The following is a 26,080-nucleotide window of genomic DNA, read 5'->3' on the forward strand; positions in this document are numbered from 1 at the left end:
TATTGCAAATTACTCGTTCGGGTTCCCGCCTTAATGGTGTCTGGGCTAACGTGTTCACCATTTGTCACAATAAGAAAATGGTTACATCAGTTCCAGAAACTTGTCGGCAACAAAATCAGCCTTAGTTGCAAATCGTGGATGACGACGGTTGCAAACTATGGAGATCCACTGCCATCAATAGCATTTGGAATGAGTAGACAATAATGGATGAAAATAAACAGATAAACAATACAAGCCAGCAATTGGGTGAACCAACAGAGGTAAAGCAAGCAATGAAGAGTGACTTCCCAGGCCAAATTAATTTCAATGAATCTGGCAGCGAGGTGACAGAACAAGTGGCAGCCCAAACAAATGTATCGGGGGATACGGCTACTATCAATCCAGAAAATAGCGTCGCTGCAACTGAGAAAACTGAAGTGGAAAGGGCAGCTTTGGCAGAACTGACACAACAAATCGAGTCCCTCAAAACGCAACTAGAAGAACGTAGTACTCAATATATGCGGATTGCCGCTGATTTTGAGAATTACCGTAAACGCACTAGTAAAGAAAAAGAAGAGCTAGAGACGCTGATGAAGCGGAACACGATTCTGGAATTGCTGCCAGTGGTCGATAACTTTGAGCGGGCGCGATCGCACCTCAAACCACAATCGGACGGCGAAATGACCATGCACAAAAGCTACCAAGGCGTTTACAAACAATTAGTAGATAGCCTCAAGCGTTTGGGTGTATCACCAATGCGTCCTGAAGGTCAAGAATTCGATCCTAACCTCCATGAAGCAGTAATGCGGGAACCTACGGATGAACATCCTGAAGGAACAGTGTTAGAAGAGTTAGTGCGCGGATATTACTTGGGCGATCGCGTGTTGCGCCATGCAATGGTCAAAGTAGCTGCTCCAAAGGAAGATACACCTTCTACGGAGGAAGATCAGTCGAGTCAAGCCTTCAGTTAAGCTGTAGTCGCTCGTCTCACTGACCAAAAGTGCCTGGGTTCTAGCAAGGACGAGCATCGCGTACCTAGACAAGGACAAGGCTTTGGATAATTTTCTGTGTTTCAACTTCTCTTTTGCTACTAGCAACAGGGGTTACACAGATGTTATCCGCTAGCCTTGGTTCTTAGTAAAAAAGTTATTCCGCGACATATTACAGCAGAAAGACTCAGTAAAAATACTGGCGAATATGGGAAAAGTTATTGGGATTGACTTAGGCACTACTAACAGTTGCGTCGCAGTTTTGGAGGGCGGTCAACCACTGGTGATCTCCAATTCTGAAGGCGGACGAACTACTCCAAGTATTGTGGGATTTGGCAAGAGTGGCGATCGCTTGGTTGGTCAATTGGCAAAGCGCCAAGCCGTAACCAATGCCGAAAACACAATTTATAGTATTAAACGATTCATCGGGCGGCGTTGGGAAGACACTGAAGTAGAACGCGATCGCGTCCCCTACAACTGCATTAAAGGTCGAGATGATACCGTTGATGTGCAAATTCGCTCAAAAAATTATACGCCACAAGAACTATCCGCGATGATCCTACAAAAGCTGAAGCAGGATGCGGAAAACTTCTTGGGTGAGGAAGTCACGCAAGCAGTGATCACCGTACCTGCATATTTTACAGATGCTCAAAGACAAGCCACTAAAGATGCTGGCACAATTGCCGGATTAGAAGTTCTGCGAATCATCAATGAACCAACATCTGCGGCTTTAGCTTTTGGATTAGATAAACAAGACCAAGAGCAACTAATATTAGTCTTCGACTTAGGAGGCGGTACTTTCGACGTATCGATCCTGCAACTTGGGGATGGCGTTTTTGAAGTTAAGGCAACTTGTGGTAACAACCACTTGGGTGGAGACGACTTTGATAATGCGATCGTGCTTTGGCTGATGGAACGCTTCCAAGAACAAGAGAAAATTGACCTTTCTAAAGATAAGATGGCACTGCAACGCCTACGGGAAGCAGCAGAAAAGGCAAAAATTGAACTCTCCAGCATGGTGAATACCTCCATCAATTTGCCCTTTATCACGGCTGACGACACCGGGCCAAAGCATCTGGAGATGGAACTGGGCCGCTCTAAATTTGAAGAGCTTGCAGGACAATTAATTGAAGCTACCATCGAACCGATGATCCAAGCACTCAAAGATGCGGATCTCAAACCAGCAGCCATAGATCGGATTATTTTAGTAGGTGGTTCTACCCGTATCCCCGCAGTTCAAAATGCGCTGATTAAGTTTTTCAACGGCAAAGCTCCCGATCGCTCTATCAATCCTGACGAAGCAGTAGCATTGGGAGCAGCGATCCAAGCAGGTGTGTTGGGTGGCGAAGTCGATAATCTCTTACTATTGGATATCACCCCTTTGTCCTTGGGAATCGAAACCTTGGGTGAAGTGTTCACCAAAATTATTGAACGCAACACCACAATTCCTACCAGTAAGTCACAAATTTTTTCCACAGCAGTTGATGGACAAACCTCGGTAGAAATTCATATTCTCCAAGGTGAACGAGCAATGTCACGAGATAACAAAAGTCTCGGCAAGTTTCTGCTAGCAGGAATTCCGCCATCGCCCCGTGGTGTGCCGCAAATTGAAGTATCCTTTGAAATCGATGTCAACGGCATCCTGAAGGTTTCTGCCCAAGACAAAGGCACAGGTAGAGAACAGAGTATCAGAATTACCAATACAGGTGGCTTGAGTACTAACGAAGTCGAACGGATGCGCCAAGAAGCCGAACTGTTTTCCGAAGAAGATAGAAGACGCAAAGAACTGGTTGAACTCAGAAACCAAGCAGATAATCTGTTATTCAGTTACGAATCCACCATCAAGGATAATGGCAACTTTATCGGCGAGCAGATGAAAACCTTAGCCAGTGAAAAAGTTTCACAACTTCAAGCTGCAATGATTGACTCCAGCATCTCCACAGTAGAATTTAAGCAGCGCTTAGATGACTTCCAACAAACCCTTTTTGCAATCGGTGCTGATGTCTACAATCGAGCTAACAGCCAAAGTGATGAAATTGAGAAGGATTCAGCTAGTCTCTTTACCCCAGAGGTAGACTCACCAATGAATGGCACATTAATACCACAATTTAACTTTGATTTTGACGAAGAAAGTACCGCACAGGTTGATTATGAGGCCATAGATTAGGGTATGGGGAACGGGGCAGAGGGCAGGAGAGAATACCCAAGGGAGCAACGCGAAAAAGTGAGATCCTCGTGAAATAGGCAGGGGGAGCAGGGGGAGCAGGGGGAGCAGGGGGAGCAGGGGGAGCAGGGGGAGTAAAGAGGCAAATAAGCGTATTTTTTACGACCGTTACAGATTGCTTCTACACTTATTTCTTTCTCTTCCCCTGCCTCCCCTGCCTCAAGAGCTTACCCATCTCACTGTTAGAGCATTGCTCCCATACCCAATGCCCCATTCCCAATTCCTAAGTTGCAGATTTTTATTAAGACACTTTAATATATCTAAGTTATTCATTATAAATTTTAGTGAAGTTTCACAAGACCCTAGCGGTTTGCTAGATTGTAGAAGCAAATTACTGTGGGCTAGTAAGCCAGTTCAGATGCACTTCCAGTGCATAGGGGTGGTTTTCCACACCTAATGGTGCGGCTAGCCCCTCTAGTTGATGGGCGGGGTTTTCCTCTCCTAAGTAGCACAATTGTAAAAGAGACAGAGGACTCGGCAGTGAGAAGTCTGAGCAGAGGCTTCCCCCTGCTGCTAACTTCTATAGCTTTTGTCGTCTCCCACGAGGAAAGCATCTGTTGCTGAAAATTTGTCGGTGATTTTTGTAAAAGGTAAAGGGTAAAATCAGTTATTAACAAAAATTAATTTTATCTTCTGCCTACTCTCCGGCAAGCCACCCTCTAAAGGATACTGTGTTGCTTCTTCCATATCTGTAGGCAAAACGCTTTTCCCTAGGGTAGCAAGTGACCGTGATATTCTACTGCATTCCGCTTTCTTCCTTCTAACTTTTACCTTTGCTATATGGCCCGCGACTATTATGAAATCCTGGGTGTCTCTCGTGACACCGACAAAGAAGAAATCAAACAAGCCTATCGCCGTTTAGCCCGGAAGTATCACCCAGATGTGAACAAAGAACCGGGGGCGGAGGATCGCTTTAAAGAAATTAACCGCGCTTATGAAGTACTCTCAGAACCAGAAACCCGCGCTCGTTACGATCGCTTCGGGCCAGAGGGTGTCTCAGGTGCTGCTGGCGCGGGCTTCCAAGATGTGGGCGATATGGGTGGATTTGCCGATATCTTTGAAAGCATTTTTAGTGGCTTCGCTGGCGGTATGGGTAGTCCCACGCAACAAAGACGGCGCAGTGGGCCTGCAAGAGGTGATGACCTGCGGCTAGACCTGAAGTTAGACTTTCGGGAAGCGGTATTTGGCGGTGAAAAAGAAATTCGGATTTCCCATTTAGAAAATTGTGAAGTCTGTAGCGGTTCTGGTGCTAAACCTGGAACCCGCCCCCGGACTTGTTCGACTTGTAGCGGATCGGGTCAAGTCCGTCGTGTCACGAGAACACCCTTTGGCAGTTTCACCCAAGTCTCGACTTGTCCCACCTGTAATGGGACAGGGATGGTAATTGAAGATAAGTGTGATGCGTGTGATGGGAAGGGTGCAAATCAAGTCACCAAGAAACTCAAAATTACCATTCCGGCTGGGGTGGATAATGGCACACGCCTACGAATTTCTAGTGAAGGAGATGCTGGTCAACGTAGTGGGCCTCCTGGGGATTTATACGTTTATTTGTTCGTAAATGAGGATGACGAATTCCAACGTGATGGCATTAATATCCTTTCAGAAATCAAAGTTAGCTACCTGCAAGCGATTTTAGGTTGTCGGTTAGAAGTAAATACGGTAGATGGGCCGGTGGAACTGATTATCCCATCTGGAACCCAGCCTAATACGGTGATGAAGTTGGAAAATCGCGGTGTACCTCGGTTGGGTAATCCTGTCAGTCGTGGGGATCACATGCTGAACGTATTAATTGATATTCCCAACAAAGTCACCCCAGAGGAGAGGGAACTTTTGGAGAAGCTGGCTAAAATTAAGGGAGATCGTACTGGTGAAGGCGGTCTAGGAGGATTTTTGGGAAATTTATTTAAGTAATGATGCCCTCTTCTCTTTTAACTCCTGATGCTCAACTTGATTTACGTGGCACCCCTTGCCCGATTAATTTTGTGCGGACAAAACTACGTCTGGAAAAAATGCCATTGGGAGGTTTGCTAGAAGTCTGGCTAGACCCTGGTGAGCCGATTGAGCAGGTTCCTGATAGTCTGACAATGGCAGGTTATCAGGTTGAAGAAATTATAGACTGCACCAGTTATTTTTCTCTGTTAGTGCGCCGTCCAGTTGCTAGCCAATGACAGATTTTGCCGCAACTGGACAGTTATTGGGTACGGTGGTCGCTGTACAGGCTAATTTTTACCGAGTACAGCTGGATCAAAAACAGGGGGAGATGAGGGAGATGGGGGATCAATATTCTCATCTTCCTTATCCCCCTCTCCTCCTCTGTACTCGCCGAACTCGGCTGAAAAAAATCGGACAACAGGTGATGGTAGGCGATCGCGTTGTGGTTGAAGAACCAGATTGGGCTGGGGGACGGGGAGCGATCGCTGATGTCTTACCTCGTCACAGCGAGTTAGATCGTCCAGCGATCGCTAATGTCAACCAAATTCTCTTGGTATTTGCCGTTGCCGATCCACCCTTAGAACCTTATCAACTGAGTCGGTTTTTAATTAAAGCTGAGTCTACTGGCTTGGATGTGCTTTTATGTTTGAATAAAAGTGATTTAATTTCAGAGCAAGAACAGAAAAAAGTAAGCGATCGCCTCCTTGGTTGGGGCTATCAACCAATATTTATTAGCGTCAAAGATGGCATAAATACCGACCAAGCAGGTAGATATTTAAGCAATAAAATTACTGTAATTGCTGGGCCTTCCGGTGTGGGTAAATCTAGTCTAATTAATACATTAATTGATTCTGCCAAGCTGCGAGTCGGAGAAGTTTCTGGTAAACTAGCTCGTGGTCGTCATACCACTCGGCATATAGAATTATTTGAGTTACCTGAAGGTGGTTTACTGGCAGACACCCCCGGCTTTAATCAACCGGATATGGATTGTATACCAGAAGAATTAATTCATTATTTCCCAGAAGCAAGAAAGCGGTTAGCAGTTGCTAGCTGTCGGTTTAGTGATTGTCTGCATCGAGATGAACCTGAATGTGTGGTACGGGGAGATTGGGAACGATACGAACATTATTTAGAATTTTTGGATGCTGCGATCGCTCATCAAACTCAGCTACACCAACAAGCCGATCCTGAATCTAGCATGAAGTTAAAAAGCAAAAGTAAAGGCAAAGGTCAAAGTCAATACGAACCCAAGTTAGAAAGTAAAAAATATCGCCGAATTTCCCGCAAGACTCAGTTACAAGACTTGCAAGAATTATATCGGGATGAGGAATAAGGAGTGCGATCTCTACGAGAGGCTAAAAGCGTAGCTTGCTTCCCTGTAAGGGTACGCGGACTCGCTAACGCTTCTCTACGAGACGCACTCGCGAACGCTATCGGTGTCGCACTTCTATATAAAGGTTTGTCACGATAGCATGGATACAAATAGAAAAACTATCTTGTATGTCTCAGCCTCTAGCCGCTACCCCTAGTTTACAAGATGTCACTAATAGTATAATTTTCCCACCAGGCGATATCTATAGTGACGAACCCCCTTGGAATCTGATTTACACCGCGAACAAATCGATTTACTTATCCGCCTGATTAAATGGTGGTGGCGCGATCGCCAGGATTTTTATGCTACCGGCAACCTGACTATCTATTTCAGTCCCAATCAGAAAAAGTCGGAAGAATTTCGAGGCCCTGATTTTTTTGTAGTTTTAGACACAGAAAAAAAAGACCGCAAAAGCTGGGTTGTGTGGCAAGAAGACGGCAAATATCCCAATGTGATTATTGAGATGTTATCTGATTCCACTGCCTCGGTTGATAAAGGTTTGAAAAAACAAATATATCAGAATACATTTCGCACTCCAGATTACTTTTTGTTTGATCCAAATAACTTAGAGTTACAGGGATTTCACATAGTTGATGGGCAATATCAAGAACTTGCTCCCACTGAGTCGGGTTGGTTGTGGAGTCAGCAATTAGGGCTGTATTTGGGAGTTGAGGACGGTAAATTACGCTTTTTTACACCAGATAGACAGCTGGTGATGTTGCCAGAGGAAGAATCAAACCAACAGTTGCAGCAAGTAAATCAAGAGTTACAGCAAGCAAACCAACAACTAGAACAAGAACGTCAACGGGCTGCAATATTGGCAGAACGCTTGCGAGCCGCAGGTATTGACCCTGAGCAAATATTCTGAAAATAGAATTTTATCTCTAAACTAGGCATGGGAAAATAGTACTATGAACCAAACAATATCCGATCGAGTTCGTTGGACAACCTCAGACTTAGAATTACTCCAAACTGACGAATGGAAGCGCTATGAAATTATTGACGCAGAACTATTTGTGACTAGAGCGCCTCACTGGAAACATCAAGGGACTGCGGGTAATATATGCTTAGAATTACAAATTTGGTCTCGCTCTAGTGGACTGGGGGAAACGCGTCAAGCTCCCGGTATAATTTTTACAGATACTGATAATGTCATACCTGATGTAGTTTGGATTAGTAGTGAGCGTTTAGCACAATTGCTAGATGAGGAAGGGCATTTGAGAGGAGCGCCAGAACTCATTGTGGAAGTACTTTCTGCTGGGACAACTAATGAACGTCGAGACAGAGAAGCCAAGCTGAAACTATACTCATCCACAGGAGTGCAAGAATATTGGATTGCAAATTGGCAATTACAGCAGCTAGAAGTTTATCGCAGAGAAACTGCCCAATTAAAACTGATAGCAACGTTGCTGGCTGATGACGAAATCATATCACCACTTTTACCAAGTTTTGGCGTTCCAGTTGGGCGTTTTTTTGGATAATTTTGGCGACACCGAACAGCCCAACCTAGTCATCACTCTTCAAACTCAGCTGTACCAACAAGCCGATCCAGAATTTACCATAAAGCAAAAGCAAAGGGCAGAGTCAATACGAACTCAAGTTAGAAAGTAAAAAATATCGCCGAATTTATCGTAAGACTCAGTTACAAGACTTGCAAGAGTTATATCGGGATGAGGAATAAGGAGTGCGATGTCTAAGACGGGCTGTGACGCTCGTTCGCTCTTGGTGTCTCCCCTTCTCGCTAACGCTGTCGCACTTCTATGTGGAGGTTTGTCGCCATAGCAGCATAGATACAAACAGAAAAACTATCTTGTCTTAGGAATTACGTTTTTTTAACCCAGAATATTGCCAGAAGAAGAAGCAAACCCAGAGTTAAGTAAGTCGGTAATAAAAATTCAATTTATATGAATAAATATAAATTTTAAGTAGAAATAGAGTTTGTTATGCAGTAGGGTAGTACACCTTGAATTATTGACAGTGCATTAGCGGAAAAATTGGCAAAATGCTTATGAACACAAGGTATTGAAACTGAGTAAATATTTTCAATACAGGATTATACAATAAAGAAATAGGCAAGTTTTACAACTAGTTAACAATAAAAGGCGGTGGAGGCACAACAACGTTGTATTCTCACAAGCACTGTATTGAACTCAATTGAAAACTATTCTTACGATCCCCATAAAGTCTTAAAATATTGTTAATTTCAGCCAAACCTCTCAACCTTCAACTTACAAGTATCACCCCAAAATCACTATGTCTATCGGCTACGTCGCGCTTGTACTCCATGCACATCTGCCCTTCGTTCGTCACCCGGAAAGTGACTACGTGCTGGAGGAAGAATGGCTCTATGAAGCCATTACCGAAACTTACATTCCATTATTGAAAGTATTTGAAGGCTTAAAGCGAGACGGTATCGACTTTAAAATCACGATGAGCATGACACCTCCTCTCGTGTCAATGCTCCGCGATCCTTTGCTGCAAGAACGCTATGAAGCACACTTAGCCCAACTAGAACAACTTATACAACTAGAAGCAGAACATAATGTCAATAACGGACATCTTCGTTATTTAGCGGAACATTACGCTACTGAGTTTAGCGAAGCGCGTCAGCTATGGGAAAGCTATAACGGCGACTTGGTGACAGCTTTTAAGAAGTTCCAAGACAGTAACAACCTGGAAATCATCACTTGCGGCGCTACTCACGGCTATTTACCGTTGATGAAAATGTATCCAGAAGCGGTGTGGGCGCAAATTCAGGTAGCTTGCGAGCATTACGAGCAAAACTTTGGACAAGCACCCAGAGGCATTTGGTTGCCAGAATGTGCCTACTATGAAGGCTTAGATCGGATGCTAGCCGATGCTGGGTTACGCTACTTCCTCACAGATGGGCATGGCATCCTTTATGCCCGTCCTCGTCCGCGCTTTGGCACTTATGCCCCAATTTATACAGAAACTGGTGTTGCTGTCTTTGGTCGAGATCATGAATCGTCCCAACAGGTATGGTCTTCTGAGGTGGGCTATCCTGGGGCGGCAGAATATCGAGAATTTTACAAAGATTTGGGCTGGGAAGCAGAATATGAGTACATCAAGCCCTACATCATGCCCAATGGCCAACGGAAAAACACGGGCATTAAGTATCACAAAATTACAGGACGTGGCTTAGGTCTATCAGATAAGGCACTTTACGATCCTTATTGGGCTAGAGAAAAAGCCGCAGAACACGCTGACAACTTTATGTATAACCGAGAGCGGCAATCTGAGCATCTCTATGGTATAATGCAGCGCCCGCCAATTATCGTTTCGCCTTATGACGCAGAGTTATTTGGACATTGGTGGTATGAAGGCCCTTGGTTCATCGATTACCTATTCCGCAAGTCGTGGTATGACCAAAAAACATATCAAATGACCCATTTAGCAGACTATTTGCGAGATCAGCCAACACAACAAGTCTGTCGTCCTTCACAGTCGAGTTGGGGTTTCAAGGGTTTCCACGAATATTGGTTGAACGAAACAAATGCGTGGATTTATCCGCATTTGCACAAAGCTGCGGAACGGATGATTGAAATCTCGCATTTGGAACCAGAGGATGAATTGCAGTGGAAAGCCCTCAACCAAGCAGCGCGGGAACTGCTATTAGCACAATCTTCTGACTGGGCATTTATTATGCGGACGGGAACAATGGTACCATACGCAATTAGACGGACGCGATCGCACCTGATGCGGTTCAATAAGCTCTACGAAGATGTGAAAGTCGGCAAAGTTGACAGTGGTTGGTTGGAAAAAGTCGAGTTAATGGATAATATCTTCCCCGAAATCAACTATCGCGTCTACCGTCCGTTATAGTCTCACAAAAAATAATCAACAGCAGTAGGGTGGGCATTGCTCACCCTATATTAGTAGTAAGGAGCATTCGTTTATTTTACCAACAACAGACCAAGCCTTACCCTGTGTAAGGGTTTGTCAAATGCTGTCAAATCTTTACAAAGACATCCGTTTATTTCGATTTGACGATAAAACAGGGCAAGTTTACATCCTAGCTGGAGATGAACTCCAAGTTATTGTACTAAGTAATGGAATCTGGGATTTTGTCAATGAACCAGAATTATGAGCAAATGAGTTTTACGGAGTTGAGAGCTTATGTCGTCGAAAACCGCGAAGACATTGAAGCTCTACGTTTTTTGATGAGCAAACGTGACCCTAATTCTAAAGGCTATCCTATGCCTGTGACAGAAGCTGATATGCAAGCCCAGATGGAAATCATCAGGCGCAAGATTAATGGAGAACTTTGAGATTATTGTCTAATCCAGTAAGCATAATTAGGGTGGGTAAATCATACTCACCCGATTATTTTATTAACACTGCTGAATTTAGCTAAAGGCTATCTGGATCGATATTTAATTCTCGAAGTTTAGCAGCTAATCTTTGCGCTTTCTCTTCTGCGGCTTGTCGTGCAGTTGCTTCCTCTTCATGGGTTAAGAGTATTTGACTCGTAGCTGGATTGTAAAAACGCAGTTTTCCTGCTTCCAGGCGTAACTCTAGTCCTAAGACTTCACTGGGTAGCGACACTGTACCATCTGGCAGGGTATTGGCTGCTACTGGGAAATAATTCCCATCGACCAAGTGTAAACCCTGGAGTTGGGGATTGAGATAATCGCCTGTGGGATCATATTGGAAATATTCACGCACTCCCAAAAAGGCGTAAATTCCTTTCTTTGCGCCTTGGTCTTTGCTGCGGGTGCTTTTTGAGGTAATCTCTAGAACAAAATCTGGGGTTTGATTATTTTCTTCCCAGGTTTTGTAAGAGCGTCTGTCACGGTTTTCGACTCCAAATACTACAAATACATCTGGGGCTACGACTGATTCTGGATAACCTTTTTCGTAGTAAATAAATAAATTACCAGCAACGTATACATCTTGGTGATTTTGAAAATAAATCCGTAGCGCATTTCTTGCATAAGTCAAGTAACTGCACTGGATATCTCCTTCAGCCATCGGCTTACCGTCCTCATCTGGGTACTCAATCGTGGTAATGGGGATATACTCTACTGAGGCTGTCATGGTCGGATACCTCAACTCAACTAGGGCTAGATTCAATAATATCGCTCAAAATGCGATCGCCATGACTGGGAGGTTGAGAAATCACCAAAAATTCTAGATTGGGTAAGCGTAGCCCGTCGTAGACATTAATCTATAACTACATCAGCTAGTAAATCATCCATTTCATCGCTCATTTCTTGAGTATAAGGAATTAGTTCAAAAGGGTTTTGCATAGCATCGTTAATTAAAAAGTCGAGGAAAAGATTCATCATAATTAATGCCCTCATCTTCATCAGCTTCATCAACATTATTGGTTTATTTTTGCTTTAAACTGAGCGTAAAACTCTTTGGGAGCCTCATCAAAATACTTAAATAGAGCAGGGCAAAGCCATCCTTCCCGATCTAAATCTGCGCTGTAATACCAGTTACCTCCATATTCTTCACGCCGCCAGTCAAACTTGATCTGATAGCCAGGAAAGGGAGATGCAGAAAATACCAAACTGAACCCTGACTCTGCATCTGGAATCTGTGCCACCATTCTTTCGATAATTTCGTCTGCCCCTGCCACGAAAGGTTCTCTAACTAGACCTACATTTCCATCGTCAAACACCCACATCTCGCCGAACTTATAGGGATGAATAACCATGATTGAGTTCATAAAGTTTACTAGCAGTTAATAGCGTTTCATTTTAATAATGATATAAATACGTTGGTAGGTGTACAGCAATTTGTATAAGTCCCAAATTTCTAAATTTCGTGTAACTAAAGTTAAAAAAGACAGGCAAGATGCCTGTCCTACAAATAATGATTTAGCAAAGAATTTAGAAATTCATCTCAGCAGCTTGAACTTTCTCAACCTGCTTCTTCTTCAGCACGAGCATAACTTGAGCTAACATTACAAGAGCGGTGAACGCAATCATCCATTTGACTCTAGAAGAATCTTGCAGTACGATTTCTGTATCTATTTGACCGAATCCACCGACATTTGGGTTGTTGGTCAAAGCATCACCAGTCTTAACTGCTTGCCCTTCGGAAACAATCAGGTCTGGCCCTAAAGGAACTGTATCAACAACAACATCACCAGATTCAGGTTGAATGTTTACTAGATATTTGACGTTACCATCTCCATCTTCCTCTTTGGCAATCTTAGTAATTGTGCCAGTAGCGGAAGCGTTGTAAACAGCGTTGTTGCTCTTTTCGCCAGTAGGATAAACTTGTCCGCGTCCCCGATTACCACCTACGTGAACTGAATATTTACCGAAGTGGATGTTTTTGTCGGTTGCGGGGTTGGGAGAAAGAACTGGGAAGATGATTTCCTGATACTGTTCACCAGGTAAAGGGCCGACGATGACGACATTTTCTTTGTCTTCGCTGTAGGGTTGGAAGGCAGTGTCACCAATTTCTTCTTTAAGTTCCTCGGAAATCCGGTCTTCAGGAGCAATCTTAAAGCCTTCAGGTAGCATCAGTACAGCACCGACGTTCAAGCCAACCTTGGAACCATCAGCACCAACTTGCTGGGCGCTAAGATCGTAAGGGATTTTCACTATAGCTTTGAATACAGTGTCAGGTAGCACCGATTGCGGAACTTCCACTTCTGTAACCTTGGCTGCTAGGTGACAGTTGGCACAAACAATCCGCCCAGTTGGTTCGCGGGGGGTTTCGGGATAGGTTTGCTGTGCCCAAAATGGATAGGCGGCAGCTGATTGGGGAAGGGCTAGATCGCTGGTGAAGTAAAATGTCACGGTGGCGATCGCTATGAGCAATGTTTTGACGATCGCTCTAGCACTGCGAGTTAACCTCGCTGTTCGGAAAACATTTCTCATCTCTAATAAGGGCAACGATTGAATTTGTCATTAGTCATTGGTCATTAGTCATTAGTCATTAAGCCCTGAACAAAGGACGAATGACTAAGAACTAAGGACAAAATTATTAACTCCACCAAGGTGCATCACCTGTACGGAAGTCGGTTTCTGTCCAAGGGGTCAAAACGATTTTGTCGTCGCTGACATTGGTATGGGCTAAAGCCAAAGACAGAGGTGCTGGCCCCCGAACAACCTTACCAGTTTCGTCATACTGGGAACCATGACAAGGACATTTAAATTTGTTCTCAGCAATGTTCCAGGGGACGACACAACCTAAGTGGGTGCAAATGGCGTTAATGCCATAATCTTTGATCGCCTCTTTGCTATCTACCACAATATAGGTAGGATCTCCCTTAAGTCCTTGGACTAGGTTGCGATCGCCTGTATTTCGGTTTTCTAGAAATTTTGCAACGCTAACATCGTTACCTAACTCGTCTTTTGCCGTTACACCGCCACCGGCACCACCAGCAGCAGGTGGAATAAAGTAGTTGACAACGGGATACAATGCACCCAGAGCTACTCCAGTGACAGTCCCAAAAGTGAGCAGATTCATGAACTGACGACGACCCATATCGGGCACGTCTGCTGATTCAGAAAATTGAGCCATAATCTACGCGCTCTTTGTGTATTTTGTTAAGCATTTTGACAAAAGTACTGTACTTGAGGAACTCTTGTCTAAGTCGAAATGCTAGCGCTCGCAAGGATGCCATACTTCTTTGTTCCAAGATATATCAAGCATCTTTTCTGTTAGCATTACATTTCTTTATATCCTTATCATACTGGAGTCACGGAACTTAACATCATAACTAAATGTAAAATCTGATTGAGAAAAGCTATGACAGGACAGGAATTACGTCAGATGTTGCTTGATAAGTGGGGATATTCTTATGATGTCCAGTTCCGGCGGGCACAGGGAAAGATATTTTTGCAAGTAATGTGGAAATACGTCGAGCAAGCTTCTTTTCCCTTGAGTGAGGCGGAGTACCAAGAGCATCTTGACAGCGTTGCTAATTATCTTCATGCCTTGGGTGGGTCAACACAGGTACAAACATTCATTACCCAAACACGCGATCGCCCCCGCCTCGGTAAAGCTGTTAGCATTCCTCTAGACTTGGGTGAACGTTCTTCGGAATGGATATTGTGACCGATTATTGTATTAACATTTATAAATTTCTAAGTATTCACAGTATTTTTTATCCAAAAATACCTTAGTAAAAGATATTGACATCAAGGAAACTCAAATGAGCCGCCAACCATTGCTAGACCCAAATCGCTCGTATACTTTTAGCAATTACTTTGAGTTAGGGTTTGCGGTTGACGATTTAGTTGCTGAATTTGGTTATTCGTTTGAGCGGAAATTTCTTGATTTACCACAATATTCCGGCACATTAGACCGACTTAGCAACCTCAAACAGCGAATTGAAGAAGTCTTACCGTATGTAGATTTAGAGAACGAAGCTACACGCCGGGAAATGCTAATTGCACCAATAGTTACTGATTTAATTCACTATTCTCGCGCTAAATTACGAATTGAATACAATATCAAAGTTGATAACCAACTTCAAGGTAATTTTGATTATTTCCTCAGAACACAAACTAATTTAATTGTGATTGAAGCCAAGCAAGCAGATATAAATAGGGGATTTACACAACTGGCAACTGAGATGATCGCTCTTGACAAATGGACTGATTCTACTCAAACAGAAATATTAGGAGCAGTAACAACAGGTAATGTTTGGCAATTTGGTAGATTATATCGACAGACACAGCGTATTGAGCAAGCAATCAACCTGTATCGTGTTACTGAAGAGTTGGAAATAGTGGTTAGGATTTTACTAACTGCACTCATCAACTAAATTGAGATTTTTGGGAATTTGAAATTGAAACAATGCGATCGCATTATTTACCAGTGAGCTTCACCAGCCCAACACCACCGAAATAAAGTCCTAAAACTGCTCCCGCCAAGAGACTTTGAGTTAGAGGGTCAGTAGAAGGTGTAAGGACGGCTCCTAAAACCACTGCTCCCATAATTACGTAACGCCAACCAGAAACCATCTTTTCAGATGAGACAATATTTAAATTACCGAGCAACAATTGAATGATGGGAATTTGAAATGCTAAACCAGTGCTGAATAACAGTAGTAGTACAAATTCAAAATATTTATCTATTGACCAAAGTTGTTCAACTACATCTGCCCCGTAGCTGATGAAAAATTTCAAAGCTGCGGGGATAAGCAGTAAGTAGGCAAATACTAACCCCGCCCCAAACAGCACACTCGAACCCAAAACTACAGGCCCCAGTAAACGGCGTTCGCGGCGAGTCAATCCTGGAAGTACAAACTGGATAATTTGGTAAAGAATGAAAGGACTAGTCAGTACAAAACCTGTGTAGGCTGCAACTTTGAGGGAGACAAAGAAATATTCTCCGGGTGCAAGTTGGAGAAATTTTACTCCTTGTGCTGGAACCTCAAGTAGTTGGACAATGGGCTTAACTGCAAAGAAACAGCCAATAATGCCCACTACTACGGCAATCAACGAATAGAAAATGCGCTGTCGCAACTCTTCTAGGTGGTCGAAAAGAGACATTTCAACTTCACCTGGCAACTCATCAAGAGGATCTGTATCTGAGTTGCCATACCCTTCTGGGTCGGTATTAGGAACGTTTTGAGTATCTGTATCTACGTCTTGTGAAGGTGTCATGGGTCAACTAATAGGCAACATTTGTAACTGAGTGCTGGGTAATGAGTAAGATTTTTCACTCAGCACTTGGAAATAACTTAATAGTTAGTAATTTTGCACTTGACATATAGCCTGTCTTTTGTGAGAGGCTAAATGCTCCGCTACTGCTAACAGCACTCTTCATTATTTTATCCGTGGAATGCAGTTACCAAGATATGTTTTTGGGTGCTATGGGTTTTTTATCCTGTTTTTTGGGGTTGCATCTGCATAAGTTAGTAGGAAGCCATCTTGTAGGCAATGCCTAACCTAAAAAAAGGGTGGAACCGATAATTTAGAAATCACGTCTCTGCGACTAGTAGCGCTGGGTAAATTCACACAACATCAACATATAATACTCAGTCTTAAAAAATCCGGTTCATCAAGATGGCATCTATCTATACATAGCGCAATCGGAAATTTTTAGCTGAGGTTGGGTATGAACCGGAGAATTTGCATTGCTCTTATGGCATTGCCTGTTTATTTATACAATGTTGAGCTAGGCAATACTGATGGTAGTGACGTGATAATTGTCAAAGACCAGTTTCCTGTAATAGCTGCTGTCATTGCTTACAGTACAAATGCTCAGGCACACATATTGCCGTGGCAAATATCAGCTAGGGATGACCAAACCGAAGATTGTCTTCGGGCTGGCACTTGCAAAGATTGATAGGCAGGGGCAGGGGGCAGGGAGCAGGGGGCAGAGGAGCAGGGAGCAGGGGGAAGAAAGAGGTATAAATCTTGCTGACTTGTGGCAAAAACTTAGAAACATTCTTTTCGAGATGCACGGCACAAAAAAGATATGTTCTTGTTCAATCAAACTTCTTTACCTCATGGCAGAGGCTTCCCTCCTGTCTGTAAAGCAAAAGGTGAGTTTGATATTAATTCGTAATTCGGAATTACGGTAGTCCCATCATAAAAAAAGAAAATTAATGATTGTAGAACATCAACGGGCAGTAGTGGTTACAGGAGCCTCAACAGGAATTGGTCAAGCGTGTGCTTTGCTTTTAGACCAGTTGGGCTTCTCTGTTTTTGCTGGCGTGCGTCAAGATATTGATGCTCAAACACTTAAACAGAAAGGATCGCCAAGGCTCATTCCAATTTTTTTAGATGTTACTGATGCTGAATCGATCGCAGCGGCGGTTGATAAGGTAACAAATGCAGTCGGTGGTACTGGAATTTTAGGTTTGGTGAATAATGCAGGAGTTGCTATCCCTGGCCCTTTAGAATTATTAGCGATCGCAGAATTTCAATACCAGATGCAGGTTAATGTCACCGGACAATTGGCAGTAACACAAGCCTTTCTTGGTCTTTTACGCCAAAGTCGGGGTCGAATTGTCAATATGGGTTCCATTGCTGGTAGGAGTCCTGCGCCGTTCTTGGGAGCTTACAATGCTTCTAAATTTGCCTTGGAAGCACTCACTGATGTCATGCGGATGGAGTTACGACCCTGGGGAATCTCGGTTTCAATTATTGAACCTGGTTCTATTGCTACCCCAATCTGGGAAAAATCCCTAAGTCAATCTGAGGTAGCACAGCATGACTTACCACAATCGGCACAAAACCTTTACGGTCAAGCGATGAATATTGTCCGCAAGAAAATGCAGATTCTCGCATCTAAAGGAATTTCCGCGGATATTGTGGCTCAAACTGTTGTCCATGCGTTGACTGCAAAACAGCCTAAGACGCGCTATCTTGTTGGACAAGATGCCAAAATTGGAGCAGTACTAAAGCATATTTTGCCTGACAAGCTACATGACAAGATAATTTTATACTCTATGGGGTTGTAGATTATAAGGGGAGGGAATAGGGAATAGGGAATAGGGAATAGGGAATAGAAAAGAAACTTAAGTTGTGAGTCTAAGAGGATGTTTTAAAAGTGGTTGGCTGTAATTTTAGGCACTTGTTGATCCCCCCTAACCCCCCTTAAAAAGGCTACGGTGTACACACAAGTCGAATTACCCCCCTTAATCCCCCCGATATATTGGGGGGAAACCGGAAATCTAGTTCCCTCCCCTTTATAAGGGGAGGGTTAGGGTGGGGTAAAACCTTGGTTAATCAGCTATTTCAGATTTGTGTGTACACCGTAGCCTTAAAAAGGGGGAAGAATCAAAGTCCCCCTTTTTAAGGGGGATTTAGGGGGATCTAAAACTTTTTGCTACCGACCAGAGGACTTTTAAAACATCTTCTAAAGCTTCACTGAAAAAAAGATGTTTTTCTCGCGTTGCGCGTCTCGAAAAACAACATCCTTGTTTCAATCCCGCGTTTTTCAACATGGGTTCTGTTGTCTGTTACCTATTCCCTTTAAATGATTGGTTCAAGAGAGCTACAAAATTGTACTTAATAGTACCTTTTTTTGGGTTGGATATTTTTAATATTCATAAGAGTACCTTATTTAATATTCGAGATTTTTGCAATTTGTACTTATAGTAGTATTTCTACTTGCTTTAACTAAAATCTGAGCATTAGTTTGTGCTAAACATAACAGATACATGAAAAATTATCCGAAATGTTGCTAGTTTAGTTAGTAGGTTTGATTAAAATAAGTCATAAATTTTCTAAAATCGATAGATTTATCTAGTAAATTTTGTCATCCCCATTCCTGAGTGAACTTGATTAGTTATGCTCCTAGATTTAGAAAGATTTTATCAGGCTTGCAATCCGAGTAGACCTCTAATTATAGGAAATGCCAGCGATCGCAGGTACTATATCGATTTTGCTGCGGTGCGGGGTGGCAAAATTATCGAAGCTTTGCAACGCACGATCGCCCGAATCTCACCGGATGCACCAACTTGTCAGTTATTTACAGGACATCTCGGCTGTGGAAAATCAACGGAGTTGTTACGCCTCCAAGCTGAGTTAGAAGAGCAGCAATTTCATGTAGTTTACTTTGAGTCTACCCATGTCTTAGAAATGGCAGATGTGGATGTGACTGATATTCTATTAGCGATCGCAGGACAAGTGAGTGAAAGCTTAGAAGCCATAAAAATTAGGCTCAAACCTGGCTATTTTACCAAACTCTTTGGTGAACTTGTCGATTTCTTACATACCCCAATTGAACTTGGGGTAGAAGCAGAATTGTCTGTGGGAATTGGTAAAATTACAGCTAAAGCTAAAGAAAGCCCACAATTACGCCGGCGGTTAAGAGATTATCTAGAACCGCGAACAGCAAATATTTTACAGTCAATTAATCAAGAATTGCTAGAACCTGCCAACAAGCAACTCAAATCGAGAGGTAAAAAAGGTCTGGTGGTTATTGTTGATAACTTAGATAGAGTTGCAATTCGACCTTTACCATCGGGGCGATCGCTGCCAGAATATTTATTTATTGAGCGGGGCGAACAGTTACGCAAACTAAATTGTCACGTAGTCTACACTATTCCTTTAGCCCTGACTTTCTCCAACGATAGCGCCGAACTTCAACACCGTTTAGGGGGAGGAGTCGCACCAAAAGTCTTACCGATGATCCCTGTCTGTCTACGCTCTGGAGAGATTTTTCCTCAAGGGCTAACAATGATGCGACAAATGGTACTAGCTAGAGCTTTTCCAGACATTTTACCTAGCGATCGGTTAGGCTTAATTACAGAAGTGTTTGATAGTTTGGAAACCTTAGATCGGTTGTGCTTGATCAGTGGTGGTCATGTCCGCGACTTACTAGGGTTACTGTTTGACTGTCTGCGAGAACAAGATCCACCTTTTGATCGGGAGTGTGTCGAATTGGTGATTCAAAGACAGCGAGATTACCGAGCCAACGCTATCGACCCTCATGAATGGGAACTAATCTTTCAGGTGGTGCAACAGCAACGGGTGAGAGGTGATATAGAATACCATACCCTATTGCGAAGTTTATTTGTATTTGAATACCGCGATCATCAGGGAGCTTGGTTTGCCGTCAACCCAGTTTTAGCAGAGACGGAAAAATTTAAATCATGGTTGAACGACACCCACAGGCAGATATAAGAGCAGCTAATGAGCGGGCTTTAAGAAGTTTGGGGAGAGCAATTACCCTTTCTAGCGGTCAATTCTCCCTGGTTTTGGTGTGCTGCAATTATCGAATTTTGCAAGAGCTTATGTTGCAACGACTCGAAGAACTCTCTTCAGGAGTACACCAAATTCAAAAGGTAATTCTGCCCCATAATGCTAGAAGCCTTTACACAAGTATTCATTTACAACTGGTAACTGAGGATAATCCGCCATCGGCGTTGATGATTTTGGGTTTAGAGTCAGTAGATGGAATCGATGATTTACTGAGGTCTATCAATCATATTCGCGATGAATTTCGCAAACGCCACCCATTTCCGATGATTTTGTGGGTAAATGAGGAAGTCTTGCAAAAGGTAGCGCGTTTAGCACCAGATTTTGCTAGTTGGGCAGCTACACCGATTCGGTTTGAGATGACAACTCAATCACTGCTGCAATTTTTGCAACAGGAAACTAATTCTTTATTTGCTACGGTGTTAGCAACTGATGCAAGACAACACCAAATTACTCAAGTTATAGAGCATTATTCCACTGTCGAGCAAGTCTGGAAACATAGCTATGAACTCCACTTTGCCATCAAAGAGTTGCACGAGCGTGGTATTACTTTAGAGCCAGAATTATACGCTAGTTTAGAATTTGTTTTTGGACTAGATAATTATATTAGCGATCGCATTAATACAGCTTTAAGGCATTTTCAGCAAAGCTTTCAAGTTTGGCAAAATTTGGCCAAAAAAGAGAATGAGGGAATAGAGAAATATGAAGAAGCATTTTCTTCCCCATCTCCTCCATCTCCCCCATCGCCACTACTTCTGCGACAGGGAATTTTGCTGTTTTATACTGGGCTGTGTTATTGCCGTTTAGCAGAGCAAAATCAAACAGAAAGCCGTCGTCATTGGTTCACAGCGAAATCTTATTTTCAGCAATGCTTGAATATCTTGCAGGTGGCTGGGCGTTTAGATATGGTTGCGGGATTTATTGGTCAACTTGCTGAGATTTTGCAATATCTGCAAGAGTGGGAAGAGTTGCAGACAGTTGCCGAAAAGTCTCTAGAGTTGCATCAAACTTATGGTAGTCAAATTCAATTAGCTTGTGACTACGGTTTTCTGGCACAAGTGGCTGTGCAGCAGTCAAGGTGGGTACAGGCGAGTATTTTAGCACACGTATCACTGCTAAAATTAGCTGAAGCTCAAAAGCACAATGACCCTTATAACTGCTTATTTCCATTACTGCTGGGGCAAGTTTACTATTTAGTGCTGGCAAAAGCACAGCGAAACTTAGGTGAGCTAGTCATCGCTCAGGAATACTTAGAAAAGGCCGCAAAAGAACTGCCGGCAGCCTTAGAAAACAGTTCCCATCAATATGATGCCCATCGTTATATTCGCTTATTGCGGAGACTGCGATCGCTATACTTTGAAGAAAGTCGCTATTTAGAAGCCTATTACATTCGCCAAAAACGGCGTTCTGTTGAGCAACAGTACGGTTTTCGCGCTTTTATTGGTGCAGGACGTTTGCAACCCCAAAGACAAGCCACAAACCCGGCATTGATGGCACCTTCTGGGAGTAGTAGCGTTGCTTTAGAAATTGCGGCTTCTGGTCGAGAGCGTGATATTAATAACTTAATTGGCAGAATTAGCCGCGCCGATCAAAAGCTGACAGTGATTCATGGTCAATCAGGGGTGGGTAAGAGTTCTACCGTCACGGCGGGTTTAGTTCCCGCCCTGCAAAATCGAGCTATTGGCGATCAAATAGCCGTACCTGTGGTACTGCAAGTTTATACCGACTGGGCGCGAGAATTAGGAAGATCTTTAAGTGAGGCGATGTCTAATGATGCATCCCTGGCCATCTACGCTGATATTAAACTAGAAACGGCGGAGGCTTTGCCCTACTCTGGCACACCTATCAGCATCATGAGGATTTTACAACAACTCAAACAAAATGCTGATAACCATTTGATCACAGTTTTAATTTTTGACCAGTTTGAAGAATTTTTCTTTGGTTATAGCGATCGCAAGCAAAAGCAAGAATTTGATAAATTTATTAGTGATTGTCTGAACATACCCTTTGTCAAGGTTATCCTTTCGTTGCGAGAAGATTATTTACATCGGTTATTAGACTTTAAATATCTTTCGGCACTGGAAGCGATTAATAATAATATTCTCGATAAGCATATTCGCTACCAGTTGAATAACTTTTCGCCAGAATATGCTAAAGCAATTATCCAAAAATTGACCGAGAGATCGCAGTTTAATTTAGAACCTGCTTTAATTGATGCCTTAGTCGAAGATTTATCCACAGAATTTGGAGAAGTCCGCCCCATTGAATTGCAAGTTGTCGGCTCACAAATCCAAGATGAACGCATTACTACACTAGAAGAATATCAGCCATATAGACCCAACAAACTGATTGAGCGATACCTGAAGGAACTAATTAAAGACTGTGGCCCAGAAAATGAACGAGCCGCCTTACTCGTCTTATACTTATTAACAGATGAAAGTAACAACCGACCCTTTAAAACTCGTGCTGAGTTAGCAGTACAGCTAGCAGAGTTAGAAGATGCTGGCAAATTAGACTTAGTATTAAACATTTTAGTTAGCTCCGGTTTAGTCGTACTATTTCCTGATGTCCCAGAACGCTATCAACTGATTCACGATTATTTAGTAGACTTAATTCGCTACCTACAACAACAAGAATCGAGTTTACAGGCACAACTAAATCAGTTGCGCTACAAAGTAGAACAAAGTAAAGCTGAGATTGAGCGACTTAAAAGCGAACTTAGTCAAAAAAAGCAGCGCTTCAAATTGGCAGATACTCATCCCCAACAGGGATTAGACTTATTTACAGAATTGCGAGAACTACACAAACGGGAAAAATTGAGTCAGTTACAAATTGAGCAATTGCGAGCTGAATTAAAGGAAAAAGAGCTAACAACTCAACTTGCAGAAAGTCAAAAGAAACAGAGACTCAGTGAAACTCAATTAAATCGTTCATTGAAAATTGCCCTAACTGCTTCCGTTCTCGCCATATTAGGATTAAGTGTTTCCATCGTCACAGCAGTAGATAGCGAAATTAAAACTCTCAGTGCATCCAGTGAAGCCTTATTTGCCTCCCAAAAAGGTATTGATTCTTTAAAAGAAGGTTTAAAGGCGGGGAAAAAATTACAACAAACACTCTGGGTAGATTCCTATACAAAACAAGAAGTACAAACGGCACTTTATCAAGCAGTTTCCGGGTTAAGAGAATATAACCGCTTAGAGGGGCATATATCGGGAGTAAATAGTGCTATATTCAGTCCCGATCGCTCTTTAATTGCCTCAGCCAGCGCCGACAATACAATTAAACTTTGGCATCCTGATGGTAGCTTGGTTAAAACCTTATCGGGACATGAAGATGTCGTTAATAGCGTCAGTTTCAGCCCAGATGGTCAAACGATTGCTTCCGCGAGTCAAGATAAGACGGTGAAACTTTGGAGTCGAGACGGTCAACGGCTTGCTAATCTATTAGGTCATCAGGGTGTAGTGAATAGTGTTAGTTTCAGCCCAGATGGTCAAATTATCGCTTCAGCAAGTACAGACAAGACAGTAAAACTGTGGAGTCGAGACGGTAAACTGCTCAAAACCTTACAAGGACATAATGGTGCAGTTTTGAGTGTTGCTTGGTCAACCGATGGACAAACCATTGCTTCCGGGAGTGCTGACAAGACAGTAAAATTGTGGAGTCGGGATGGTAAACTGCTCAAAACCTTACAGGGGCATGATGATGCAGTTAAAAGTGTAGCTTGGTCGCCCGATGGGAAAACTATTGCTTCTGCTAGTTTAGACCAGACAATCAAACTGTGGAATCTGGAGGGTAAATTACTGCGAACCTTATCAGGTCATAGTGCTGGAGTTACCAGCGTCAGTTTTAGCCCCAATGGTAACACGATTGCTTCCGCAAGTACCGACGAAACAATCAAACTTTGGAGTTTTGAAGGTGTGTTGCTAGGAACCCTGAAGGGACATAATAATTGGGTTAACAGCGTCAGTTTCAGCCCAGACGGTCATACCTTAGCTTCTGCAAGTCGAGACAAAACTATTAAACTCTGGCATTGGGATGATATATTATTACGAAAGCCTAAAAGTGATGACGATGACTGGATAACTAGCATCAGTTTTAGTCCAGGCGATCGCACCTTAGCAGCAGCAAGTCGAGACAAAACTGTAAAACTCTTCAGTCGAGACGGTAAACTACTCCGTACTTTCACTGGGCATCAAGGCCAAGTTTGGGGAGTTAGCTTTAGCCCCGATGGTCAAGTAATAGCGTCAGCTAGTAAAGATAAAACTGTAAAGCTTTGGAGTCCTGACGGTAAACTGCTCAATACTTTACAGGGTCATAATAATACCGTTTTAAGTGTTGCTTGGTCGCCAAATAGTCAAATAATCGCCTCAGCTAGTAAAGATAAAACAGTAAAACTTTGGAGTCGAGACGGTAAACTACTCAACACCTTGCAAGGACATCAAGATGCAGTGAATTGGGTAAGTTTTAGCCCCGATGGTAAATTGCTAGCCTCAGCCAGTGATGATAAAACCGTGAAAATCTGGACTACTGATGGTAAATTCCTATACAACTTAACTGGTCATAGCCGCCGAGTAAATGGAGTTGCTTGGTCGCCAGATAGTCAGGTAATTGCTTCAGTTAGTATTGATAGCACCGTCAAACTTTGGAGTCGGGACGGTGATATCCTAAATACTCTTGCGGGGGATGGCGACAGCTTCATCAGTGTGAATTTTAGCCCCGATGGTAAGACTTTAGCCGCTAGCAGTGATGACAAAGTGAGGATTTGGAACCGAGAAGGGACATTGCTGATTGCTTTGAAAGGCTATGAAGCTGAGTTAACCAGCGTCAGTTTCAGTCATGATGGTAAGACTCTGGCTGCGGGTAGTGGTAACGGCACAGTAATCTTCCAAAATTTGGCAGATATCCAACTCGAAAGCTTACTGGCGCAGGGTTGCCATTTGTTACATGATTATTTGCAGACTAATCAGAAAGTAATAAAGAGCGATGGCTCCGCCAACGCCAGGGGCGATCGCTCCTTGTGTTCTGGTAGGTGATGCTGAAGAATTATAAGAGACGATATTGAGATCCCAAAGACGACGATTTATCGCGTCTCTTGCCTTAACCGAACAGTATTAGGAGCGGTGCTAAGATAAGTAAATTGATTCACTAGCGCCAAAGTTCAATGACTATTGCCAAACTCTCCGAACTAGGCATTACTCACCTTCCCGATCATACTGAGTTACCAGAGTCAGATGGAACCTTTGTGAAAAATTTTCAAGAACACCCACAAAGCATACTTTTAACCGACTCCCTTCAAGGTGTATTACAACAAATTCACCCAGATAAACAGTATTGTATTGGTCAAGATTGTGGCATTTACTGGCGTTTGACCGAACCACCTGAACGCGGTGCAGAAGCACCCGATTGGTTTTACGTCCCCAATGTTGCACCTATGTTAAATAGTCAGTTTCGGCGTTCCTATGTGTTGTGGCAAGAATATGTCGCTCCCCTAATTGTACTGGAATTCGCTTCTGGGAATGGTTCAGAAGAAAGAGATAATACTCCCATTACTGGTAAATTCTGGGTATACGAGCAAGCAATCCGCGTACCTTTTTACGGCATTTACGAATTTAGCAAAGCTGCGATTCAGGTTTATCACTTAGTTGATGGTAGATATCAGCAACTCACAGCTAACGAACGTGGACACTATGAAATTTCCTTGATGGGTGTAGAATTGGGTATTTGGCAGGGACAGTATGGAAATACTACAGCACCTTGGTTGCGTTGGTGGGATGCACAGGGAAATTTATTACTAACTGGTGAGGAGAAATCGCAGTTATTAACATCTCAATTAGAACAAGAACAACAAAAAAACCAGCGTTTAGAAGAACGCTTGAGACAGCTTGGAATAAATCTTGACGAAGTTTAATATTTGATTGGGGATGGATTAAAGAAT

22 protein-coding genes and 2 pseudogenes are annotated in these 26,080 nt (G+C 43.0%); 18 read left to right on the top strand and 6 right to left on the bottom strand.

Going from position 1 to position 26,080, the window contains the following annotated elements; all coding sequences use genetic code 11:
• Positions 1–200: 200 nt before the first annotated feature.
• From grpE to GTQ43_RS16800, 11 genes and pseudogenes are all read left to right on the top strand, one after another.
• Positions 201–950: a nucleotide exchange factor GrpE gene (grpE, locus tag GTQ43_RS16750; RefSeq protein WP_265276474.1), complete on the top strand. Its 750-nt coding sequence runs from the start codon at positions 201–203 to the stop codon at positions 948–950.
• 226 nt (positions 951–1,176) lie between these two features.
• Complete coding sequence (gene dnaK, locus GTQ43_RS16755) at positions 1,177–3,135, top strand: molecular chaperone DnaK (protein ID WP_265273878.1); 1,959 nt, start codon at positions 1,177–1,179, stop codon at positions 3,133–3,135.
• Positions 3,136–3,972: 837 nt separating this feature from the next.
• The gene (gene dnaJ, locus GTQ43_RS16760) at positions 3,973–5,103 is read left to right on the top strand and encodes a molecular chaperone DnaJ (RefSeq protein ID WP_265273879.1); all 1,131 of its coding nucleotides are present in this window, start codon (positions 3,973–3,975) and stop codon (positions 5,101–5,103) included.
• Entirely contained in the window at positions 5,103–5,360 is a 258-nt protein-coding gene (locus GTQ43_RS16765; protein ID WP_265273881.1) for a sulfurtransferase TusA family protein, read from the top strand. Before dnaJ ends, GTQ43_RS16765 begins: the two co-directional genes overlap by 1 nt.
• Entirely contained in the window at positions 5,357–6,457 is a 1,101-nt protein-coding gene (gene rsgA, locus GTQ43_RS16770) for a small ribosomal subunit biogenesis GTPase RsgA (protein WP_265273882.1), read from the top strand. The genes GTQ43_RS16765 and rsgA overlap by 4 nt, the downstream gene beginning before the upstream one ends.
• Positions 6,458–6,624: 167 nt before the next feature.
• Positions 6,625–7,364, top strand: a pseudogene (locus tag GTQ43_RS16775) (Uma2 family endonuclease).
• A 43-nt stretch (positions 7,365–7,407) separates the two neighbouring features.
• Positions 7,408–7,977 carry a Uma2 family endonuclease gene (locus GTQ43_RS16780; RefSeq protein ID WP_265273883.1) on the top strand — a complete coding sequence of 190 codons (570 nt, stop codon included), beginning with the start codon at positions 7,408–7,410 and terminating at the stop codon, positions 7,975–7,977.
• Between the two features lie 31 nt (positions 7,978–8,008).
• Positions 8,009–8,177, top strand: a pseudogene (locus GTQ43_RS16785) (ribosome small subunit-dependent GTPase); the annotation flags it as partial.
• 572 nt (positions 8,178–8,749) lie between these two features.
• Positions 8,750–10,339: a glycoside hydrolase family 57 protein gene (locus GTQ43_RS16790; RefSeq protein WP_265273884.1), complete on the top strand. Its 1,590-nt coding sequence runs from the start codon at positions 8,750–8,752 to the stop codon at positions 10,337–10,339.
• A gap of 73 nt (positions 10,340–10,412) precedes the next feature.
• Positions 10,413–10,604, top strand: coding sequence for a DUF6888 family protein (locus tag GTQ43_RS16795; protein WP_414859148.1), 192 nt, complete (start codon positions 10,413–10,415; stop codon positions 10,602–10,604).
• Positions 10,588–10,785, top strand: coding sequence for a DUF6887 family protein (locus GTQ43_RS16800; RefSeq protein ID WP_069070282.1), 198 nt, complete (start codon positions 10,588–10,590; stop codon positions 10,783–10,785). The genes GTQ43_RS16795 and GTQ43_RS16800 overlap by 17 nt, the downstream gene beginning before the upstream one ends.
• 82 nt (positions 10,786–10,867) lie before the next feature.
• Here GTQ43_RS16800 and GTQ43_RS16805 read toward each other — a convergent pair whose 3' ends face one another.
• The 5 genes from GTQ43_RS16805 to petC all read right to left on the bottom strand — a co-directional run bounded on the left by GTQ43_RS16805 (position 10,868) and on the right by petC (position 14,002).
• Positions 10,868–11,554 (bottom strand): Uma2 family endonuclease, encoded by a 687-nt coding sequence (locus tag GTQ43_RS16805; protein WP_265273885.1) that lies wholly within the window; start codon positions 11,552–11,554, stop codon positions 10,868–10,870.
• 125 nt (positions 11,555–11,679) lie between these two features.
• Entirely contained in the window at positions 11,680–11,805 is a 126-nt protein-coding gene (locus GTQ43_RS16810; RefSeq protein WP_265273886.1) for a hypothetical protein, read from the bottom strand.
• Positions 11,806–11,840: 35 nt separating this feature from the next.
• Positions 11,841–12,179 (bottom strand): DUF6717 family protein, encoded by a 339-nt coding sequence (locus GTQ43_RS16815; RefSeq protein WP_265273887.1) that lies wholly within the window; start codon positions 12,177–12,179, stop codon positions 11,841–11,843.
• A gap of 175 nt (positions 12,180–12,354) precedes the next feature.
• The gene (petA, locus tag GTQ43_RS16820; RefSeq protein ID WP_265273888.1) at positions 12,355–13,356 is read right to left on the bottom strand and encodes a cytochrome f; all 1,002 of its coding nucleotides are present in this window, start codon (positions 13,354–13,356) and stop codon (positions 12,355–12,357) included.
• 106 nt (positions 13,357–13,462) lie between these two features.
• The gene (gene petC / locus GTQ43_RS16825) at positions 13,463–14,002 is read right to left on the bottom strand and encodes a cytochrome b6-f complex iron-sulfur subunit (protein ID WP_265273889.1); all 540 of its coding nucleotides are present in this window, start codon (positions 14,000–14,002) and stop codon (positions 13,463–13,465) included.
• Positions 14,003–14,230: 228 nt separating this feature from the next.
• On the opposite strand from petC, the gene GTQ43_RS16830 reads away from it, so the two are divergent.
• On the top strand, positions 14,231–14,539 hold the full coding sequence (locus tag GTQ43_RS16830; protein ID WP_265273891.1) for a DUF3067 family protein: 309 nt from the start codon (positions 14,231–14,233) through the stop codon (positions 14,537–14,539).
• A 97-nt stretch (positions 14,540–14,636) separates the two neighbouring features.
• Positions 14,637–15,251 (top strand): hypothetical protein, encoded by a 615-nt coding sequence (locus tag GTQ43_RS16835; RefSeq protein WP_265273892.1) that lies wholly within the window; start codon positions 14,637–14,639, stop codon positions 15,249–15,251.
• Between the two features lie 43 nt (positions 15,252–15,294).
• Here GTQ43_RS16835 and tatC read toward each other — a convergent pair whose 3' ends face one another.
• Positions 15,295–16,095 (bottom strand): twin-arginine translocase subunit TatC, encoded by an 801-nt coding sequence (gene tatC, locus GTQ43_RS16840; RefSeq protein WP_265273893.1) that lies wholly within the window; start codon positions 16,093–16,095, stop codon positions 15,295–15,297.
• Between the two features lie 454 nt (positions 16,096–16,549).
• On the opposite strand from tatC, the gene GTQ43_RS16845 reads away from it, so the two are divergent.
• From GTQ43_RS16845 to GTQ43_RS16865, 5 genes are all read left to right on the top strand, one after another.
• Positions 16,550–16,780 (top strand): hypothetical protein, encoded by a 231-nt coding sequence (locus GTQ43_RS16845; RefSeq protein ID WP_265273895.1) that lies wholly within the window; start codon positions 16,550–16,552, stop codon positions 16,778–16,780.
• A 262-nt stretch (positions 16,781–17,042) separates the two neighbouring features.
• Positions 17,043–17,900 (top strand): SDR family NAD(P)-dependent oxidoreductase, encoded by an 858-nt coding sequence (locus tag GTQ43_RS16850; protein ID WP_265273896.1) that lies wholly within the window; start codon positions 17,043–17,045, stop codon positions 17,898–17,900.
• Between the two features lie 832 nt (positions 17,901–18,732).
• Positions 18,733–20,070 (top strand): KAP family NTPase, encoded by a 1,338-nt coding sequence (locus tag GTQ43_RS16855; RefSeq protein WP_265273897.1) that lies wholly within the window; start codon positions 18,733–18,735, stop codon positions 20,068–20,070.
• Complete coding sequence (locus GTQ43_RS16860; RefSeq protein ID WP_265273898.1) at positions 20,040–25,178, top strand: eIF2A-related protein; 5,139 nt, start codon at positions 20,040–20,042, stop codon at positions 25,176–25,178. Before GTQ43_RS16855 ends, GTQ43_RS16860 begins: the two co-directional genes overlap by 31 nt.
• Before the next feature lie 128 nt (positions 25,179–25,306).
• Positions 25,307–26,053, top strand: coding sequence for a Uma2 family endonuclease (locus GTQ43_RS16865; protein ID WP_265273899.1), 747 nt, complete (start codon positions 25,307–25,309; stop codon positions 26,051–26,053).
• The last annotated feature ends 27 nt before the right edge of the window (positions 26,054–26,080 follow it).

The organism is Nostoc sp. KVJ3, assembly GCF_026127265.1.
GTDB lineage: Bacteria > Cyanobacteriota > Cyanobacteriia > Cyanobacteriales > Nostocaceae > Nostoc.